Origin of the sequence: Saccharopolyspora sp. NPDC002686, from assembly GCF_040295745.1 — a bacterium.
Taxonomy (GTDB): domain Bacteria; phylum Actinomycetota; class Actinomycetes; order Mycobacteriales; family Pseudonocardiaceae; genus Saccharopolyspora; species Saccharopolyspora oryzae.
Map to the genome: position 1 here is coordinate 1 of NZ_JBEOVY010000008.1, position 18,563 is coordinate 18,563.

Here is an 18,563-nt window from a genome sequence, read left to right on the forward strand (position 1 = left end):
CGGCACCCGATACACCCAGGTGGCCCAAGCACAGGGGTCGTGAGTGCGTAACAGTGTTCGAACACTGTTACGCACTCACGACATCAGGACGCTTCGACGACGGAGCGAAGAAGCTTGCCCATGCGGCTCGCGGATGCGCGGCCCGCTTCCAGGACCTCTTCGTGGTTCAGCGGTTCGCCGCTCAGGCCCGCCGCCAGGTTCGTCACCAGGGACAGGCCGAAGACCTCGGCGCCCTCGGCGCGCGCCGCGATCGCCTCCAGCACCGTCGACATGCCGACCAGGTCGACGCCGAGGGTGCTCAGCATCCGGATCTCGGCCGGGGTCTCGAAGTGCGGACCTGGCAGACCCGCGTAGACGCCTTCCTCCAGCGTCGGATCGATGCTGCGCGCGAGGTCCCGCAGCCGCGGCGAGTACAGGTCGGTGAGGTCCACGAAGTTCGCGCCGACCAGCGGCGATCGCGCGGTCATGTTGATGTGGTCGCTGATCAGCACCGGCTGCCCGACCTGCATGCCCTCGCGCAGCCCACCGGCCGCGTTGGTCAGCACCACCGTGCGGCAACCGGCGGCGATCGCGGTGCGCACTCCGTGCGCCACCGGGTCGATGCCCTTGCCCTCGTAGAGGTGCGTGCGGCCGAGCATCACCAACGCGCGCTTGTCGCCCACCGGCACGGACCTGATCTTGCCGCTGTGCCCGATCGCGCCCGGCGCGGCGAAGCCCGGCAGCTCGGCCATGCCGATCTCGGCGGCGGGAGCGCCGATCTCCTCAGCGGCGGGCTGCCAGCCGGAGCCGAGCACGACGACCAGGTCGTGGCGGTCGACGCCGGTGGCCTCGGCGAGCTTCGCGGCGGCGGCCGAAGCGGCGGCGGACGGGTCGGGAGCAGTACTAGACGTCACAGCCGCGCAGCTTAGTAGCTGCTCCGGGAATCGTCCGGGGCTTTCCCGCGTCAGGAGCTGCTGGTCTGCAGGCTCGGGGAGATCTGGTCGAGGATCTTCTGGTTCTCCACGAAGGTCCCGGCCGGGCCGGTGACCCGGACGATCCACAGGTCGTTGCCGCGTCGCGTCAGGTCGGCGAGCGAGAAGCGCTCGGCCGTGGCCCCCTGCGTGCCGAGCGTCGGTGCCACCGTCGTCGTGTAGCTCAGCCGCTTGCCCGTGCTGTTGTCGACCGGTTGCTCCGCGGCGACTTGGCCGCCTTCGCCCGCGGTCTTCGGTAGCTGGCTCAGGTAGTCGTCGACTGTGTAGCCCGAGTTGAAGTAGTTGCCGTAGCGCTGCACGGCGATCTCGATGCGTCCGTCCGGGGACACGTTCGACACCACGAGGCTGTTGGCGATGTCGGTGCGCTCGCTGTGGAACCGCCGCCACCCCTGGGCGTTGGGCGTGAGGATGCTGAACTCGCCGCCGTTGGGCGCGGCGGTGTGCTTGGCGTTGTCGGCGCGCCCGACCAGGTCCATCTGGTCGGCCACGTGGGTTTCCGTCGCCACGCCCTGCGGGGTGCCGGAGTGCGGCAGGACGTCGCGACCCATGATCACCCGGCTGGCGGCGAAGCCACCGCCCACCGCACCGGCGAAGAGCACGACGGCGGCCGCGGTCAGCGCCACCGCGGCCCACGGCGAGCGGCGGGGCGGTGGCGGGTCCTTCAGCTCGAACGGCGGCAGCCCGGGATCCCTCGCCAGCTGCCCGGCCTGGGAGTTGAGCGTGGGGTGCTTGGTCTGCGGGGGAGGCGGAACCACCGGGTTCGACGGCGTCGCCGGGACCAGCGTGCGGACGCGCACCGTCGGTGCTTCCGGGTCCAGCAGCATCGCGAACGGACGCGCTCCCGGCTCCGGCAGCAGGTGCTGCACCCGGCGGCGCACCTCGGTCAGCGGCATCCGCCGCGTCGGGTCCTTGACCATCAGCGCGGTGATGATCTCGCCGATCGGACCGGGGCGGCTCACCCGCGGCACGGGGCCGCGCACCACCTCGGTCACGGTGGCCAGCGGGTCGTCGCCGACGTCGTAGGGCGTGCGGCCCTCGGCAGCGGCGAACAGCGTCGCGCCCAGACCCCACAGGTCGGCCGACGCCGAGACCCCTTCGCCCGCCGCGACCTCGGGGGCGATGAACGCCGGGGTGCCGAGCAGGATCCCGGTGCTGGTGATGGTGTGCTCGGCGATGTTGCGGGAGATGCCGAAGTCGCTGACCTTGATCCGGCCGTCGTCGCCGATCAGCACGTTGCCCGGCTTGACGTCGCGGTGCACGATGCCCGCCCGGTGCGCGGCGTCCAGCCCGGCCGCGCAGCCTTCGGCGATCATCGCGATCTGGTGGTCGTCGAGCTCGCCGTGCTCGCCGAGGATCGCCGCGAGGCTCTGCGACGGCACGAGCTCCATGACCACGAACGGCTCGCCGTGCTCGCGGGCGACGTCGTAGAGGGTCACCACGTTGGGGTGCGAGAGCACGGCGATGGCCCGGGCCTCCCGGAGCGCGCGCTCGCGCATCTCGGCGGCCTCTTCGTCGGGCATCCCCGGCGGCAGCTTGACCTCCTTGACCGCCACCGGGCGGCGCAGGAGTTCGTCGGTACCGGCCCACACGGTGCCCATCGCACCGCCACCGAGCTTGCGGTCCAGGCGGTACCGGTCGCCGATCAGCCGGCCGGCACCGGTGAGGATGTCGTTGTCGTTCGCGGGCACGGAGGACATTCTCCACAGCGAACCGACCGCGCGAGGGCGAAACCGCCGATCGTTGCTCAGCTGGGACGCCCCCTTGCCTCCCGGGTGATCAGCGCGAATCGGTCGTATCGGCGTTACACAACGTGAGTAATCCCACCTGCGAAGTCGCCCGAAAGGCGTGGTCAGCGCGGCCAAGGTCATTCCGCCGCAACGGAAAAACCGGTGTCGATCTGCTACCGGTCGCAAGATCGCGGATTGGCTCGGACTCGTGTGTTTCGGATAAGTTGGACGCCGATCGGACCTCGCTGGCCCGAGCCTTCTCAACGCCGATACTCGCAGCGTCGCGCGCCGGAACGAGCAGCATATCCGCTTGTGGTGCGTCCGCGATGACGGTGGCGAACAATCCCCGGTGATCGGGTGTCGGCGGGTCGAGCTGACCACGACCAATCGGCGTCGAGGAGGTGCCCTTGCTCGCTTTCGTCGTCGTGCACCTGCTGGTGGCCCTGGCGCTACCGTTCCTCGCCCGGCGCAGCACCCGAGCCGCATTCCTGACCGCAGCCGTTCCCCCGGCTGCGGCTCTGTTTTGGGTGTTGTCGCAGGCAGGACCGGTGCTGTCCGGGCAGACGATCAGCGAGACCGTCGAGTGGGCACCGCTGATAGGCCTGCAGTTCGCCTTCCGGCTGGACGCGCTGTCGCTGCTGATGACCATCCTGGTGGCCGGTCTCGGCGCGGTGGTGCTGGTCTACGCCGACTCCTACTTCACCCGCGGTGGCGGCGACGCCCGGCGTTCCGCACCGCTGCTGCTGGCCTTCGCCGGGGCGATGCTCGGGCTGATCTTCTCCGACGACCTGATCACCGTCTACGTCTTCTGGGAACTGACCACGATCTGCTCGTTCCTACTGGTCGGGCAGGCCGGGCTCAGCCGCGAATCGCGCCGGTCGGCGCTGCAGGCGCTGATGATCACCAGCCTGGGCGGGCTGGTCATGCTGCTCGGCTTCGTGGTGCTGGGCGAGACCGCGGGCACCTACCGGATCTCCGAGCTGGTCGAGCACCCGCCGGGCGGCACCGCCACCGCGGTCGCCGCGGTGCTGATCCTGGTCGGCGCGTTCACCAAGTCCGCGCAGATCCCGTTCCACAACTGGCTGCCCGCAGCGATGGTCGCGCCCACCCCGATCAGCGCGTACCTGCACGCCGCGTCGATGGTCAAAGCCGGTGTGTTCCTGGTGGCCCGGCTCGCGCCGGTGTTCCTGGGCGTGCCGCAGTGGTACCTGCCCGCGATCCTGTTCGGCCTGGCCACGATGCTGCTCGGCGGCTGGCGCGCGCTGCACGAGTACGACCTGAAGAAGCTGCTGGCCTACGGCACGGTCAGCCAGCTCGGTTTCCTGATGGTGCTGTTCGGCGCCGGCACGCACACCGGGGCGATGGCCGGTGCCGCGATGCTGCTCGCGCACGGCATGTTCAAAGCGACGTTGTTCCTGGTCGTCGGCATCATCGACCACCAGGCGGGCACCCGCGACATCCGCGAGCTGTCCGGGCTGGGGCGCCGGATGCCGTGGCTGGCGGTGATCGCCGTCCTCGGCGTCGCCTCGATGGCCGGACTTCCGCCGATGCTCGGCTTCATCGGCAAGGAAGCCGCGTTCAGCGCCTTCCTCACCGGCGGCCGACCGGACCTGCTGGTGGACGTGGTGCTGGTGCTCGGCTCGATGCTGACCGTCGCCTACAGCCTGCGGATGCTGTTCGGCGCGTTCGCCGACAAGCCGGGAGTGCCGGCGACCAAGGCCAAGAAGCCCGGCCTGCAGGCGGTGCTGCCGGCCGCGGTCCCCGCGGTGGTGGGCGTCGTGCTCGGCCTCGGCTACCCGGTGGCCGACAAGCTGGCCAGCTCCTACGCCGAGGCGTTCACGCCCGTCGTCGACCCGTACCACCTGGCGCTCTGGCACGGATTCAACCTGCCGCTCCTGCTGTCCGCGATCGCCGTCGCCGGCGGTGTCGCGCTGCACCTCAGCCGGGTCCAGCTGACCGCGATGCGCAACCGGCTGCCGCGGCCGCTGGACGCGCAGCGCGGCTACGAGCGGATCATGGCGCTGCTGGAGCGGGTGGCGGTCGGCGTCACCGGTCGCCTGCAGGTCGGTTCGCTGCCGACCTACCTGGGCATCATCCTGCTGACCGTCCTGGCGGTCCCGGGCTCGGCGCTGCTGCTGCGCACCGACCTGCCGGACGACCTGCGCAGCTACGACGACCTGCTGCAGATCCCGCTGGCCATCGTGGTGATCGTCGCGGCGATCGCGGTGCTGCGCTCCCGCCGGCGGCTGACCGCGGTGCTGCTGGTCGGCGTCGTCGGCTACGGCATCGGTGGTCTGTTCATCGTGGACGGCGGCCCGGACCTGGCGCTGGCGCAGTTCCTGGTGGAGACGCTGACCCTGGTGGCGTTCGTGTTCGTGCTGCGCCGCCTGCCGGTGCGCTTCACCCAGTCCGACACCGCAGCGCTGCGGGCGCCGCGGGCGATCATCGCCGGTGCCGCCGGGATCTTCATCTCGCTGGCCGCGGTGATCTTCAGCGGCGCGCGCCACGCGCCACCGGAGGCCAGCGCCGAGTTCATCGCCAACGCCGAGAAGGGCGCGGGCGCGACCAACGTGGTCAACGCGATCATCGTCGACTTCCGCGCCTTCGACACCGTCGGCGAGATCTCGGTGCTCGCGGTGGCCGCCACCGGCGTGGCCAGCCTGATCCTGGCCTCCCGCCACGAGCGGCGGAAACGCAGCACGCGAGTACCGCCGATCACCGCCAAGACCACGATCAAGCAGCCGGAGGAGGTGCGCGAATGACGACGACGCCGGTGAAGCGCCCGTCCTGGACGACCTGGGACGCGCCGACCGAACGCTGGCTGCTGTCCGGTTTCTGCCGCGACGGCAAGCAGCGCACCATGCTGCTCGAGCTCGTCGCCCGCATCGCCTTCCCGACCGTGCTGGTGCTGTCGATCTACCTGCTGTTCGCCGGGCACGACCGGGCCGGCGGCGGGTTCAGCGGCGGCCTGGTCGCCGGGCAGGCGTTCGTGCTGCGCTACCTCGCCGGTGGCCGGATGGACGACAGCGCGATCGTCTCGATGCGGCCGCCGGTGCTGATCGGCCTGGGCCTGACCATCGCCACCGCCTCCGCGTTCCTGCCGCTGCTGTTCGGCGGCGAGCTGCTGGAGACGGCGATCTACAAGTTCGCGGTGCCGCCGCTCGGCGAGATCAAGTTCGTCACCAGCGTGCTGCTGGACAGCGGGGTGTTCCTGCTGATCGTCGGCGTCGTGCTGGACCTGCTGCGGACCTTGGGCTCGGGCATCGAGGCCGACGTCGACGCGGCGGAGCGGGGGCAGCGATGACGATCAACCTGACCATGGCCGTGGTCCTCGCGGTGCTGTACTCGGTCGGCTTCTACCTGCTGATGCAGCGCTCGCTGATGCGCATCCTGCTGGGCATCGTGATCCTCGGGCACGGCTCGAACCTGCTGCTGCAGACCGCGGGCGGGCCGCCTGCCGGGGCCGCGATGATCGGCACCACCGATCCGGCGCAGATGGCCGACCCGCTGCCGCAGGCGATGGCGCTGACCGCGATCGTGATCACCTTCGCGCTGACCACGTTCCTGCTGGCCCTGGCCTACCGCTCGTGGACGCTGCTCGGCCACGACGAGGTCCGCGACGACATCGAGGACCGGCGCATCCAGCGGCTGGAGCGCCGGCTGGCCGAGTCCGAAGAGGACAGCGCCGAGGACCTGGCGAAGGAGGCCACTCAGTGACGGTTCTCGTCGCCCTGCCCGTACTGCTCCCCCTGCTCGCGGCCGGTCTGTCGTTGGCGCTCGGGCGCTTCGCGGACTTCCAGCGCGCGCTGGGGATCCTGGTGCTCGGCGCGATCATCGCGGACGCGGCGGTGCTGCTCCACGTCGCCGACACCTCCGGCCCGGTCGTCCTGCAGATGGGCGCCTGGCCGGCCCCGATGGGCATCACGCTGGTCGCCGACCGGCTCTCGGCGCTGCTGCTGCTGGTCTCCTCGGTGGTGACCTTCGCGGTGCTGATCTACTCGATCGGCCAGCGCATCACCGACTACGGCCGGGAGCGCTCCAGCACCACGTTCCACCCGATGTACCTGGTGCTGTGCGCCGGTGTCTCGCTGGCCTACCTCACCGGCGACCTGTTCAACCTGTTCGTCGCCTTCGAGATCATGCTCAGCTCGTCGTACGTGCTGATCACCCGGCGCACCACCGCCACCCGCATCCGCGCGGGCATGACCTACGTGATCGTCAGCCTGGCGTCCTCGCTGCTGTTCATCACGATGATCGCGCTGGTCTACGCCTCGACCGGCACGGTGAACCTGGCCGACCTCGGCGAGAAGGTGCACGAGCTGCCGGCGGGCCTGCAGAGCGCCCTGGCGCTGCTGGTGGTGATCGTCTTCGGGGTGAAGGCGGCGATGGTGCCGCTGCACTTCTGGCTGCCGGACAGCTACCCGACCGCGCCCGCGCCGGTCACCGCGGTGTTCGCCGGGCTGCTCACCAAGGTCGGCATCTACGCGCTGATCCGCACCCAGACGCTGGTGTTCAGCCACGCCGAGAGCTGGAACCTGATGCTCGGCATCGCGCTGATCACCATGATCGTCGGCGCGCTCGGCGCGCTGGCCCAGAACGACCTGAACCGGCTGCTGTCGTTCCTGCTGGTCAGCCACATCGGCTACATGCTGTTCGGGCTCGGCGTCTACGACGTGATCGGCCTGACCGGCGTGATCCTCTACGTGGTGCACCACATCACCGTGCAGGCGACGTTGTTCCTGGTCAGCGGTCTGATCACGCGCCACACCGGCACCGTGGCGCTGACCCGGATGGGCGGGCTGGCCAAGGCCGCGCCGCTGATCGCGGTGCTGTTCGCGCTGCCCGCGCTGAGCCTGGCCGGGGTGCCGCCGTTCTCCGGCTTCGTCGCCAAGCTGGCGCTGCTGCAGGCCGGTGTCGGCGCCGCGACCTGGCCCGCCTACGTGGTGACCGGCGGCGCGGTGCTGACCAGCCTGCTCACCCTGTACGCGATGGCGCGGGTGTGGACGCGGGCGTTCTGGGGCCAGGTCAAAGCTCCCGAGCAGGACCCGGACCCGACCGACGAGCTGGTGGTCGGCACCGCCGACTCGAACCGCCCGATGGTGGTGGCCAGCGGGGTGCTGGTGGCCGCCAGCGTGGTGATCGCGCTGGTCGCGGGTCCGCTGGCGGAGGTCAGCGGGCGGGCCGCGACGGACCTGATGCACGGCGAGACCTACCGGAGCGCGGTGTTGGGAGGTGCCGCCGGTGAGTGAGCGGATCGCACGGCGCGGCGGGTTGGTGCGGCGGTTGCCGCTGGTGGCCTGGCTGACCGTGGTCTGGGTGATGCTGTGGGGCACCTTCGACCTGGGCACGCTGTTCTTCGGCCTGGTGGTGGCGGTGTTCGTCGCGACGCTGTTCCCGACGCCGACCATCAACACCAACATGTCGGTGCGCCCGCTGAGCCTGCTGGCGCTGGTCGGCTACCTGGCCTGGGACCTGGTGATCTCCACCGCGCGGGTGTCCTGGCAGGCGGTGACCCGCGGGCCGCGGGCGACGGCGGGGATCGTGGCGGTGACGCTGCGGACCGACTCCGACCACATCATCGCGATGGTGGCCAACGCGCTGTCGCTGGCGCCGGGCAAGTTCGTGCTGCAGATCGACCGGGTCAACCGGATCTGCTACGTCTACGCGCTCGGCATGCAGGTCGAGGACGCCGAGTCGGTGCGCCGGGAGGTGCTGGCCCTGGAGCGCCGGGTGGTGCGGGCGGTCGGCTCGGCGAACGACGTGGCGCTGGTCAGCGGAACAGAGGGACGCGCATGACATCTCTTGTGTCAGCCGGAGTTCTGCTCGACCGCACCTCAGGGGACCGTGATGCAACCCAGCCACAAGAAACCCCCACAACGCGAGATCACTCCCGAACGCAACAATCACTGAAGATCGCGGAGAGGCGGGACCGAGCATGACCTGGGTCTTCCTGGTGACCTTCGGCCTGCTGTGCGTGGCCGGGTTGCTGGTCCTGGTGCGGTTGATCCTGGGCCGCAGCACGCTGGACCGGATCGTGTCGGTCGACGTGTTCGTCACGATGATCATCGCGGGGACGTGCGTCGGCATGGGCTGGTTGCAGGACGGTTCGAACATCGCGCTGCTGGCCGCCTTCGCGCTGCTGGCCTTCATCGGGTCGGTCAGCGCTGCCCGGTTGGTCGAGAAGAAGGAGCCGTACCGATGAGCCTGCTGGACGTCTTCTCGGCGGTCTGCCTCATCGGCGGTGCGCTGTCCTGCCTGCTCGGCGCCATCGGGCTGCTGAGCTTCCCCGACGTGCTGGCCCGCCTCCAGGCCGCCACCAAGCCGCAGACGCTGGGCCTGATCCTGATCCTGATCGGCACCGCGGTGCAGCTGGACTTCATCTACGCCTCGGGCCTGATCCTGGTCGGGCTGTTCCAGATGCTCACCGCGCCGGTGATGGCGCAGCTGGTGGGCCGGGCGGCCTACCGCGCGGACAGCATCCGCCGGGACACCCTGGTGGTGGACGAGATGGGGGATCGGATCGAGCGGGAGCGCCGGGTCCGCTGATCCGATCCGGCACATCTTGAACGCGTCTGGTCACACTCCGCGCCGACTATGATCAAATGGTCCTGTACGGGTGACCACGAAAGTGTCGGTAGTCCGACGCGGCGCAGAAGGATGTGGAGCCATCATGTGGCGGACCGGCCGCGTGCTCGCTGGCCTCGCGATCGCGCTGTCCCTGTTCCTGGCTCCGACTGCGGTGGCCTCGGCGGGAGAGGCCGTCGCGCCTCCGCAGGTGGTCGTGCTGGCGCAAGACCAGCCGCCCGCTCCGCCGGCTGAAGACCCGGGCGTCGACACCCGCCAGCGCATGGCGATCGGCATCGGCGGTCTCGTGCTGATCGGTGCGGTGCTGCTGTCGCGCCGCCTGCGCAAGAAGCCGGTCTTGTTCGTCACGTGGAAAAAGTCGTGAGTTCCCGGGCGAACCGGGTGACCGACCCCTTTGCGAAATAATTTCACTGCCAATTCTCGCCATGGACTAGACCTGGCGCCGAACCTGTGGGATTTTCACAACTGACTACGTGCGTAGGCGCAAGCCCCAGGAGGCGACAAGCGTCCGACGTGCGGGTCCGGGGCGAGAGCCCCCTCAGACGTGGGTTGGCACCGGGAAGCCCCCCGACCGGTGCCAACCCACACCCTTGTCCGCACCCGTTCGGCGAACTCCGTTCTGGTTGCCCGTTCAACCATCGGCTCTGGTCCGACGATCACCAATCCGGCGGAATGCGCTGGTGGTGGGTGTTTCCGCTCGGTTGAACGTGAAATCAATGCGCGTTGAAAACAATTCTTCGGTCGCGCTGAATCGAGACCGCCCGTTCGTCGCAGGGGGCGTACCGGTGGGCTCGGTGTTCGCCGGTTGGCGCCCGCTAGACCATCGCGATGGTGCAGGATAGGGCCAAATGAGTACAGTTCCCGCTCCGCACCGTGATCACGATCGTGCCGCCGCCGCGCGCGCTCGCTGCCGCGCTTCGGTGCAACGCCACGAGCGCGAGCTGGTCGAACTCTCCCGCAGCATCCACGCCGAGCCGGAGCTCTCCTTCGCCGAGCACCGCAGCGCCGCCAAGGTCGCGGACCTGCTCGCCCGCCACGGCTTCGCGGTCAGCACGCCGGTGGCCGGCCTGGACACCGCGCTGGTCGCCGAGTCCGGCAGCGGTGAGCTGGCCGTCGCGGTCTGCGCCGAGTACGACGCGCTGCCCGAGGTCGGGCACGCCTGCGGGCACAACGTCATCGCCGCGGCCGCGGTCGGTGCCGCCCTGGCGCTGGCCGACGTCGCCGATGACCTGGGCATCTCGGTCCGCCTGATCGGCACCCCCGCCGAGGAGACCGGCGGCGGCAAGGTGCTGATGCTGGAGCGCGGCGCCTTCGACGACGTGGCGATGGCGATGATGGTGCACCCGGGTCCGGCGGAGGTCTGCCGCCCGACCTCGCTGGCCATCAACGATCTCGAAGTGCGCTACACCGGCCGCGAGGCGCACGCCGCCTCGGCCCCGCAGCTGGGCCTCAACGCGGCCGACGCGCTGACCGTCGCGCAGGTCGCGATCGGCCTGCTGCGCCAGCACCTCGAGCCGCACCAGATGGTGCACGGTATCGTTACCGCAGGTGGCGCGGCGCCGAACATCGTTCCCGCGCGCACCGCGGCGGTCTACAACTTGCGCGCTGCCGAAGCGCGTTCCCTGCAGCGCCTGGAGAACCGCATCCGGGCCTGCTTCGAGGCGGGCGCGACGGCGACCGGTTGCACGCACGAGGTCGTGCAGATCTCCCCGATCTACGCCGAGTTGGACCCCGACGGCTGGTTGTCGGAGGCCTACCGCCGCGCGATCACCGAGCTCGGGCGGGAACCGCTCGACCGAGGTGCAGAGCAGGGCCATGTCATCGGCAGCACCGACATGGGCAACGTGACCAGGTTCCTGCCCGCGATCCACCCGATGATCGCGATCGACTGCGGCGACGCGGTCAACCACCAGGCGGAGTTCGCCGCGGCCTGCGCGACCCCGACCGCCGACCGGGCGGTGCTCGACGGGGCGTTGGCGATGGCTTGGACGGCGGTGGCCGCCGCAGTGGACGGCGCGCAGCGGAACCGCCTCCTGGCGGCGTTGCGCGAGCGCTCCGCTGGGAGTTCGTCGGAAGAGTTCTGCACGTCGGGAGGCGGCGTCACCAGCCGCGGCCCGGGTGCGGGTGCCGAGCAGGACGCCGAAGGCGTGGCGTGAGCGGTGCTTGACCGCTCCTCGCCCGTGCTGCGGACCGGGTTCGGGCACCCCGCTACACACTGGAGGAATGGCGTGACCGTGGTGGATTCTCGTGGCTCGGAACCGGGCCGGCGCTCGAACGGCGGTTCGGCGGTGGAAGAAGCGGACTGGCTCGCGGCGGAGCGTTCCGCGGCGCCGGGCACGCTCCTCGCGCCGGGCGTGGGCGAGCCGTCCACCCCGATCGGCAGCACCATGTCCAGCGTGGACACCAGCGTCGGGGCCGGGGTGGTGGACCTGGGTGCAGGTCGCGGGCCGTCCTGGCTGGACTCCTGGTTGGCCGAGAACGCGCAGCGGGTGGTCGCCTGGCGGCGGCACATCCACGCCTACCCCGAGCTCTCCCGCGCCGAGCACGAGACCACGGCCTTCCTGGCCGAACGCCTCACCCGCGCCGGCCTGAAGCCGGAGGTGCTGCCGGTGGGCACCGGGCTGGTCTGCGACATCGGCGAGCACCGCCCCGGCACGCGCACGGTGGCGCTGCGCGCGGACATCGACGCGCTGCCGCTGACCGAGGCCACCGGACTGCCGTACGCCTCCACTGTGGACGGAGTCGCGCACGCTTGCGGTCACGACGCGCACACCACGGTCGCGCTGGGTGCTGCGCTAGCGCTGGCCGCCGCGCCGGAACTCCCCGGTCGAGTGCGGATGATCTTCCAGCCCGCCGAGGAGGTGATGCCCGGCGGCGCCCTGGACGTGCTGGCCGCCGGAGCTCTCGACGGGGTGGACCGGATCTTCGGCCTGCACTGCGACCCCCGGCTCCCGGTCGGGCAGATCGGCACCCGCGTCGGCGCCATCACCTCGGCCAGCGACCTGCTGGAACTCCGCCTGACCTCGCCGGGCGGGCACACTTCGCGGCCGCACCTGACCGCGGACCTGGTGCACGCGCTGGGCACCGTCATCACCGGCCTGCCGACGCTGCTGTCGCGCCGCGTCGACCCGCGCACCGGCACGGTCCTGACCTGGGGCGCGGTGCACGCGGGGGAGGCGCCGAACGCCATCCCGCAGGACGGGGTGCTCACCGGCACGCTGCGCACCGGCGACCGCGACACCTGGGCGAAGCTGGAGCCGCTGGTGCACGAGCTGGTGCACAGCCTGCTTTCGCCGCTCGGTGTCGGTTTCGACCTCCACCACCGCCGCGGCGTGCCGCCGGTGGTCAATGACGCGGAGAGCACCGAGCTGTTCCGCGCGGGCATCGAGGCCGGGCTGGGCGAGCAAGCGCTCGCGAGCACCCCGCAGTCCTCGGGCGGTGAGGACTTCGGCTGGTACCTGGAGCACGTGCCGGGTTCGTTCGCGCGGCTGGGCGTGCACTCCGGTTCCGGACGGGTCAAGGACCTGCACCAACCGACGTTCGCGCTGGACGAGCGGGCCTTGCTGGTGGGGGTCCGGGCGATGGTCCACACGGCGCTGCTGACGCTGCAGGACTAGCTGCTCGGGGGTTCCACCTGATCGAGGTGTATCCACTCGCAGCTGTATCTGTGGGCGGGGTTCGCTCCTCTGTATAGGTATGAAGACGAACATCATCTGCCTCGAAGAGCGAATCCCGACCAGCACTGCGGAATGGCCTCCCTCAGCCCGGCACGGTGCGATGGCCAGGGCTGATGCCGAACGATTGCTCGGCCCGGACGAGCTGTCCGCGGCGCTGGACGACGGCGAGTGGGTGCAGCCCTGGCACGGTGTGGTGGTCCCGGCAGCCCGCGCGCACGATCCGATGACCCGGGCAGCGGCTGCGCTGCTGCGCGCCGGGCCGCACTCGGTGCTGTCCGGTCTGACCGCGGTCGCGATGCACGGCTGCGGCCCGGCCGACGAGGTCGTGGACGTGACCATTCCCTACGACCGCGAGGTGCGGTCGCAACCAGACCTGACGGTCCACCAGGCGTGGGTCCGGGAGTGCGATGTCGTCGAGCTGGACGGCCTGCGCACCCAAGCCCTGGACTTCGCGATCACCGAGCTGCTGTGCACCGGTGACCAGCGGCAGGCCTTGGACTGCCTGGAGCAGGCGCTCGGCCAGCTCGGCGAGCACGCGGAGCACTTCCGGGAGCTGGTGGCCGAGCGGGTAGCCCGCCGCCGGGACCGTCGCGGCACCCGACGCGCGAGCGCGCTGCTCGGGTTGGCCTGGCCAAAGCCGAACAGCGCGCTGAGCGCTGGGATCGGTGGTGCGCGATGACGCTCTCAGCGCTGGAACCAGTTGGCCGCCTGGGCCGCCTCGCGAGCCGCGATGAACCGCGCGTAGGCATCGTCGTAGACGGCGCGGTTGGCCTCGATCGGCTGCAGCGGCTCCGACGTCCCGACCAGCTCGGCGGCCACTTCGGTGATGCTGCGGCCGGTCAGCAGCGACTGCGCGGTCACCGTCGCGCCGCGGGCCCCGGCCTGCTCGTCGGTGGTGCGCACGACCGGCAGGCCGGTCACGTCGGCGATCACCTGGCGCCACAGCCGGTTCGCCGAACCGCCGCCGGTGAGCCGGAGCTCGGTGGGCTGCGCGGCGGAGGCCCGCAGGCAGTCCCGGATCGCCATGGCCAGCCCCTCCAGGCAGGCCCGGGCGATCTCGGCCGGACCGTGCTCCAGGCTCAGGCCGTGCAGGCTGCCGCGCGCCGCCGGGTCGTAGAAGGGCGCGCGTTCCCCGGCCAGCGAGAGGTAGGGCAGCATCAGCAGGCCCTTGCTGCCGGGTTCGGCCTGTTCTGCCAGGTCGGTGAGGTTCTCCGGGTTGGGCAGTCCGAGCATCCGGCAGGCCCACTCCACCACCTCGGTGCCCGACAGCGTGGCGCTGGCGAGCATCCAGCGCCCCGGTGTCGGCGTGCGCAGCGACATGCCGACCGGCGTGCGTTCGAGCCGCGGGTCGTCGCTGATCACCTCGGTGCAGATCGTGGTGCCGAGGATCGTGCACGCCTGACCGGGTTCGGTGACACCGGCACCGATGGCGGTGGAGATCACGTCGTAGGCCCCGAGCACCACCGGCGTGCCCGCCGGGACGCCGAGGCGTTCGGCCGCAGCGTCGTGCAGCGGCGCGATCCGCTCCTGGCCGTCGACCACGTCGGGGAGCAGCGGCTGCGCCCAGTTCAGCCCGAGCTCGGTGAGCACGGTGGGGGAGTACTGCCCGGTCCGCGCGTCGAGGAACGGGTTGGAGGCTTCGGAGACGTCCCAGGCCAGACGTCCGGTCAGGCAGTGGAACAGCCAACCGCCGCAGGTCAGCACCTTCGCGGAGCGCTCGATCCGGTCGGGCTCGTGCTCGGCGAGCCAGCGCAGCTGCGCGTGCGGCAGACCGCCGAAGCCGACCGATCCGTTGATCTTGAACAGTTCGGCGAGGACTCCGGACCCGGCCCAGTCGGCGGCGATCTCGGAGGCGCGGGCATCGTTCCAGAGCAGCGCGGGACCGGTCGGTCGGCCGGCGTCGTCGACCAGCCAGCACCCGTCGCCCTGCGCGGTGAGCGCGAGCGCCGCGACGTCAGAACCCGTCGCGGCGATGAGCTCGGCGACGGTGTCGGCGACCGCACCCCAGACCTCGAGCATGTCCTGCTCGGCCCAGCCGGGGCGGGGATGCTCGACTCGGGTCGGGCGGCGGGCGACCGCCAGCTCGGTTCCGTCCGCGGCGTAGGCGACGCTCTTCACCACCGAGGTGCCGGCGTCGATGCCGATGGTGATCACGGGTGTTCCCTCCAGATCCCGCTTGGCGGGTCGGCGCCAGTGCTCGACCCGAGAACATCACAGCATCGAGTGTTAAAAATTTCAAGATGGATGTTATGTTGGCCGTGGGATGTGACACCGCGGTCCCGGGAGTGGACCGCCACCGGAAGGACGCGACGTGCCGCTTCAACCCACCGAGTCCGGAACCGGCCGCATCGACCTGGTGCTGCTCGACGTCGGCGGCCCGGTCTACGACGACAGCGCTTACCGCGACGCCCTGCTGCGCGCCGCGCGCGAACTCGCTGCCGAGGACGGCCGCGAGATCGACGAGGCGGAGTTCCAGCAGGTCTACGACGAGCGCCGCCAGGCCCAGGGCGGTTCGCTGCGGACCGCGGTCGCCGAGCGGTTCCTGACCGCGCAGGACCGCCAGCGCCTGTCCGAGCGCGCCGAGCAGTACTGGGAGTACCCGGTTTCGGCCCTGCACGACGACGTGCTGCCGACGCTCCAGAAGCTCGCCGGCCGCTACAAGATCGCGATCGTCGCCAACCAGCGCGCGGTGGTCGTGGACGCCCTGAGCCGCGACGGCGTGTCCGACTTCGTGGACATCTGGGCGATCTCGGAGGTCGTCGGCGCGGAGAAGCCGGACCCGCGGATCTTCCAGCACGCGCTGCGCGAAGCCGGTGTCGGACCGGAGAACGCGGTGCACGTCGGCAACCGGCTGGACACCGACGTGCGCGGTGCCCAGCGGGTCGGCCTGCGGACGGTGTGGGTGGTGCGCGGCGAGGCCCCGCCGAACCCGACGCCCGAGCAGCTCGCCGAGCCGGACATCGCGGTGTTCTCGATGGCCGAACTGCCGGAGGCGTTGGAGAAGCTGCAGGCCGCCGGATGACCAGCGGTGCACGCTCCGGGGAGGGGTGTTGATGGGAGAGCTCGTCGCAGGGGTCGACATCGCGACCGCGAACGTTCGGGTGCAGGTCCACGACCAGGCCGGCGCGGTGGTGGCCGCGGCTTCCCGCCCGTTGCCGCAGCCGGTGCGCTCGTCCGGCGGCCGTTCCGAGCAGGACGCGAGCGCCTGGTGGCCCGCGGTTCGGGACTGCCTGGCCGAGTGCACGGCCGCGCTGGGCGCGCGCAGCTCCGAGATCACCTCGCTGGCGATCTCGGCGACTTCGGGCACCGTGGTCGCGGTCGACGGCAACGGCGATCCGCTCGGTCCGGCGCTGATGTACGACGACCGGCGCGCCGAGACCGAGGCCCGAACCGCGGTCGAGGTCGGCGCACCGCGCTGGGAGCGGACCGGCATCACCCCGTCGGCCGGATCGGGCCTGGCCAGGATCGGCTGGCTGGCGCGGCACCTCCCGGAGGGGACCGCGCTGGTCTGCCACACCCCGGACGTCATCGCGCGGAAGCTGGTCGGGCGCCCGGTCGCGACCGACACCAGCCATGCCCTGAAGAGCGGCTACGACGCAGTGGCCGGGGAATGGGCGACCGAGGTCTTCGACGCGCTGGAGGTGCCGTCCCGGCTGCTCCCGGAGGTCGTGCGTCCGACAGCGGTCCTCGGCGTGGTCGACGCGACAGCTGCGGCGGAGACCGGTCTGCCGCAGGGCTGCGAGGTGCGCGCCGGGATGACCGACGGTTGCGCAGGCCAGCTGGCATGCGGGGCCGTCGATGTCGGGCAGTTCGTGACCGTGCTGGGCACGACACTGGTGCTCAAGGGCGTGTCGAAGGAGCTCGTGCACGACCCGGCCGGTGCGGTGTACAGCCACCTGCACCCGGACGGAGTGTGGCTTCCCGGCGGCGCGGCCAACATCGGCGGCTCCGCGCTGTCCGATGTGGACACCGCGGAGCTGGCGGGACTGGACGAAGCGGCCACCGAACGCGGCCCGGCGAGCGTGGTGAACTACCCGCTGCGCGGCGAAGGTGAGCGGTTCCCGTTCCTGGCGCGTCAGGCCACCCGGTTCGTGCTCGGCACGCCGGAGGACCGGGTGGACGAATACCGCTCCCGCCTCGAGGGCGTCGCCTTCTGCGAACGGCTCGCGCTGGAGCGGGTGGCCGAACTCGGTGCGCCGGCAGCAGGTCCGGTGCGCACTGCCGGTGGCGGTGCGCGCAGCCTAGCCTGGTGCCAGATCAGGGCGTCGATCCTGGACCGCCCGGTCCTGCGCGTCCAAGGTGCTGGCACCGCGCTCGGGGCAGCTCTGCTGGCGGCCAGCGGTTCGATCCACCCGGACCTGAGCACAGCGGCAGCCGCGATGGTCCCGGAGGGCGAACTGGTCGAGCCGGTGCGCTCGGAGGTCTCCCCGCTGGACGCCAGCTACCAGCGATTCCTCGCCGAACTCCGAACCCGCGGCTGGCTCGCGGCGTGATCAGGAGCCGGAGAGGGCTTCCGCGACGGTGAGGCTGTCCTCGTAGACGGCATAACGCGTGATCAGGCCGTCCTCGACGACCAGGTGCAGTGCGCAGAGCGCGGTGTACGCCTCGCCGGTGGCCTTCGCCGTCTGGCGGATGTCGCCGAGCACTACCGCCTCGTTGCCTTCCACGAGGATCCGTGCCGCGGATCCGGCCGCCTCTCCAGGCACGTGGAACTCGGCAATCGTGCGGAAGTGGTCGGCGACGTCGGCCCGGGTCGAGCGGGGGCGGATCCAGGGCACCGCCGGATGGCCTTCGGCCGGCCAGTCCAGCACCCAGTCGACCTGCTCGGCGAACACCTCGGCGATCCCGTCCGGATCGCCTTCCGCGAGCCGGCGCAGGAAGTCCTCCACAGTGGACCAGGTGTCTCCGGTCGGCACGGTGAACTGGTGGTCGGAACGGATCAGCCCGTCCGGGCCGAGGACGACGAAGGCACGACCGGTCCAGGCGATGTCGCCGCCCCCGGCCGGCACCATGTGCGTGGTGAAGGTGATCGTGTCGTGATGACCGGTCGCGTCGCCTGCGGACCGGAAGACGAAACCGGCACCCCGCACGAACTCGTCGTGGGCGGCGGTGATCCGGGCTTCGATCTCGTCGCGACCCCGGTGCTGCGCCGACTCGATCACCTCGACGCCGTCCTCGGCCCAGAGGGCGGAGACGGCGCTGCGCCGAGCCAACGGGTCGGACTCGTTCCACACGGCGACGTAGCGGTCGACGAACCGGTCGATGTCGATGTTCATGCCCGGACGCTTCCCTGACGTCTTCTGTCAGTGGACCGCACCTGGTCGATGTCGCCGACGCGGTGTGGAACAACCGCGCCGTGCGGATGCGCTGGGCCGAACCCCACGAGACGATCCGGACCGTGCGGCCGTACGGGCTGGTCCTGAAAGCGGGCCACTGGTACCTCGTGGCCGCCGCGGCCGAGCGGATCCGCACGTACCGTATCTCCCGGATCGTCGATCTGCGCGTCCTCGACGAGTGCTTCACCCGGCCGACCGGGCTCGACCTGGCCGCCCACTGGCAGGCCTACCTGGAGCGATTCGACGCGCGACGGCACCAGGCTGAAC

General features: G+C 71.0%; 17 protein-coding genes and 1 pseudogene. 14 read left to right on the forward strand and 4 right to left on the reverse strand.

The window, feature by feature from the left end; translation table 11 throughout:
* Positions 1-83: 83 nt before the first annotated feature.
* Positions 84-893, reverse strand: coding sequence for a purine-nucleoside phosphorylase (locus ABTZ89_RS02130; protein ID WP_270948364.1), 810 nt, complete (start codon positions 891-893; stop codon positions 84-86).
* Positions 894-943: 50 nt separating this feature from the next.
* Positions 944-2,659, reverse strand: coding sequence for a serine/threonine-protein kinase (locus ABTZ89_RS02135; protein ID WP_502949502.1), 1,716 nt, complete (start codon positions 2,657-2,659; stop codon positions 944-946).
* A gap of 446 nt (positions 2,660-3,105) precedes the next feature.
* Between ABTZ89_RS02135 and mbhE the strand changes: the two genes are divergently transcribed.
* The 11 genes from mbhE to ABTZ89_RS02190 all read left to right on the forward strand — a co-directional run bounded on the left by mbhE (position 3,106) and on the right by ABTZ89_RS02190 (position 13,639).
* Positions 3,106-5,460 (forward strand): hydrogen gas-evolving membrane-bound hydrogenase subunit E, encoded by a 2,355-nt coding sequence (gene mbhE / locus ABTZ89_RS02140; RefSeq protein ID WP_502949503.1) that lies wholly within the window; start codon positions 3,106-3,108, stop codon positions 5,458-5,460.
* Positions 5,457-6,002, forward strand: coding sequence for an MnhB domain-containing protein (locus tag ABTZ89_RS02145; protein WP_270948361.1), 546 nt, complete (start codon positions 5,457-5,459; stop codon positions 6,000-6,002). Before mbhE ends, ABTZ89_RS02145 begins: the two co-directional genes overlap by 4 nt.
* Positions 5,999-6,415, forward strand: a complete 417-nt coding sequence (locus ABTZ89_RS02150; protein ID WP_270948360.1) for a Na(+)/H(+) antiporter subunit C — start codon at positions 5,999-6,001, stop codon at positions 6,413-6,415. Before ABTZ89_RS02145 ends, ABTZ89_RS02150 begins: the two co-directional genes overlap by 4 nt.
* The gene (locus ABTZ89_RS02155) at positions 6,412-7,947 is read left to right on the forward strand and encodes a Na+/H+ antiporter subunit D (RefSeq protein WP_351039063.1); all 1,536 of its coding nucleotides are present in this window, start codon (positions 6,412-6,414) and stop codon (positions 7,945-7,947) included. Before ABTZ89_RS02150 ends, ABTZ89_RS02155 begins: the two co-directional genes overlap by 4 nt.
* The gene (locus ABTZ89_RS02160; RefSeq protein WP_270948358.1) at positions 7,940-8,494 is read left to right on the forward strand and encodes a Na+/H+ antiporter subunit E; all 555 of its coding nucleotides are present in this window, start codon (positions 7,940-7,942) and stop codon (positions 8,492-8,494) included. The genes ABTZ89_RS02155 and ABTZ89_RS02160 overlap by 8 nt, the downstream gene beginning before the upstream one ends.
* Positions 8,495-8,633: 139 nt before the next feature.
* On the forward strand, positions 8,634-8,900 hold the full coding sequence (locus tag ABTZ89_RS02165) for an MrpF/PhaF family protein (RefSeq protein ID WP_270948357.1): 267 nt from the start codon (positions 8,634-8,636) through the stop codon (positions 8,898-8,900).
* Positions 8,897-9,244, forward strand: a complete 348-nt coding sequence (gene mnhG / locus ABTZ89_RS02170) for a monovalent cation/H(+) antiporter subunit G (protein WP_270948356.1) — start codon at positions 8,897-8,899, stop codon at positions 9,242-9,244. Before ABTZ89_RS02165 ends, mnhG begins: the two co-directional genes overlap by 4 nt.
* A gap of 124 nt (positions 9,245-9,368) precedes the next feature.
* Positions 9,369-9,647, forward strand: coding sequence for a hypothetical protein (locus tag ABTZ89_RS02175; RefSeq protein WP_270948355.1), 279 nt, complete (start codon positions 9,369-9,371; stop codon positions 9,645-9,647).
* A 484-nt stretch (positions 9,648-10,131) separates the two neighbouring features.
* Positions 10,132-11,439: a M20 family metallopeptidase gene (locus tag ABTZ89_RS02180; RefSeq protein ID WP_351039068.1), complete on the forward strand. Its 1,308-nt coding sequence runs from the start codon at positions 10,132-10,134 to the stop codon at positions 11,437-11,439.
* 231 nt (positions 11,440-11,670) lie between these two features.
* Positions 11,671-12,900, forward strand: a complete 1,230-nt coding sequence (locus ABTZ89_RS02185) for a M20 family metallopeptidase (RefSeq protein ID WP_270948484.1) — start codon at positions 11,671-11,673, stop codon at positions 12,898-12,900.
* A gap of 160 nt (positions 12,901-13,060) precedes the next feature.
* Positions 13,061-13,639 carry a hypothetical protein gene (locus ABTZ89_RS02190; protein ID WP_351039071.1) on the forward strand — a complete coding sequence of 193 codons (579 nt, stop codon included), beginning with the start codon at positions 13,061-13,063 and terminating at the stop codon, positions 13,637-13,639.
* A 5-nt stretch (positions 13,640-13,644) separates the two neighbouring features.
* Here ABTZ89_RS02190 and ABTZ89_RS02195 read toward each other — a convergent pair whose 3' ends face one another.
* Positions 13,645-15,114 carry an FGGY-family carbohydrate kinase gene (locus ABTZ89_RS02195; RefSeq protein WP_270948352.1) on the reverse strand — a complete coding sequence of 490 codons (1,470 nt, stop codon included), beginning with the start codon at positions 15,112-15,114 and terminating at the stop codon, positions 13,645-13,647.
* A 157-nt stretch (positions 15,115-15,271) separates the two neighbouring features.
* On the opposite strand from ABTZ89_RS02195, the gene ABTZ89_RS02200 reads away from it, so the two are divergent.
* Together ABTZ89_RS02200 and ABTZ89_RS02205 are read left to right on the forward strand one after the other, a co-directional pair.
* On the forward strand, positions 15,272-15,982 hold the full coding sequence (locus ABTZ89_RS02200) for an HAD family hydrolase (RefSeq protein ID WP_351039074.1): 711 nt from the start codon (positions 15,272-15,274) through the stop codon (positions 15,980-15,982).
* Between the two features lie 31 nt (positions 15,983-16,013).
* The gene (locus ABTZ89_RS02205; RefSeq protein WP_351039077.1) at positions 16,014-17,453 is read left to right on the forward strand and encodes an FGGY-family carbohydrate kinase; all 1,440 of its coding nucleotides are present in this window, start codon (positions 16,014-16,016) and stop codon (positions 17,451-17,453) included.
* Here ABTZ89_RS02205 and ABTZ89_RS02210 read toward each other — a convergent pair whose 3' ends face one another.
* Positions 17,454-18,236: a nuclear transport factor 2 family protein gene (locus ABTZ89_RS02210; protein ID WP_351039080.1), complete on the reverse strand. Its 783-nt coding sequence runs from the start codon at positions 18,234-18,236 to the stop codon at positions 17,454-17,456.
* Between the two features lie 41 nt (positions 18,237-18,277).
* Here ABTZ89_RS02210 and ABTZ89_RS02215 point away from each other — a divergent pair.
* Positions 18,278-18,454: pseudogene (locus tag ABTZ89_RS02215) on the forward strand (WYL domain-containing protein); the annotation flags it as partial.
* Positions 18,455-18,563 lie beyond the last annotated feature (109 nt).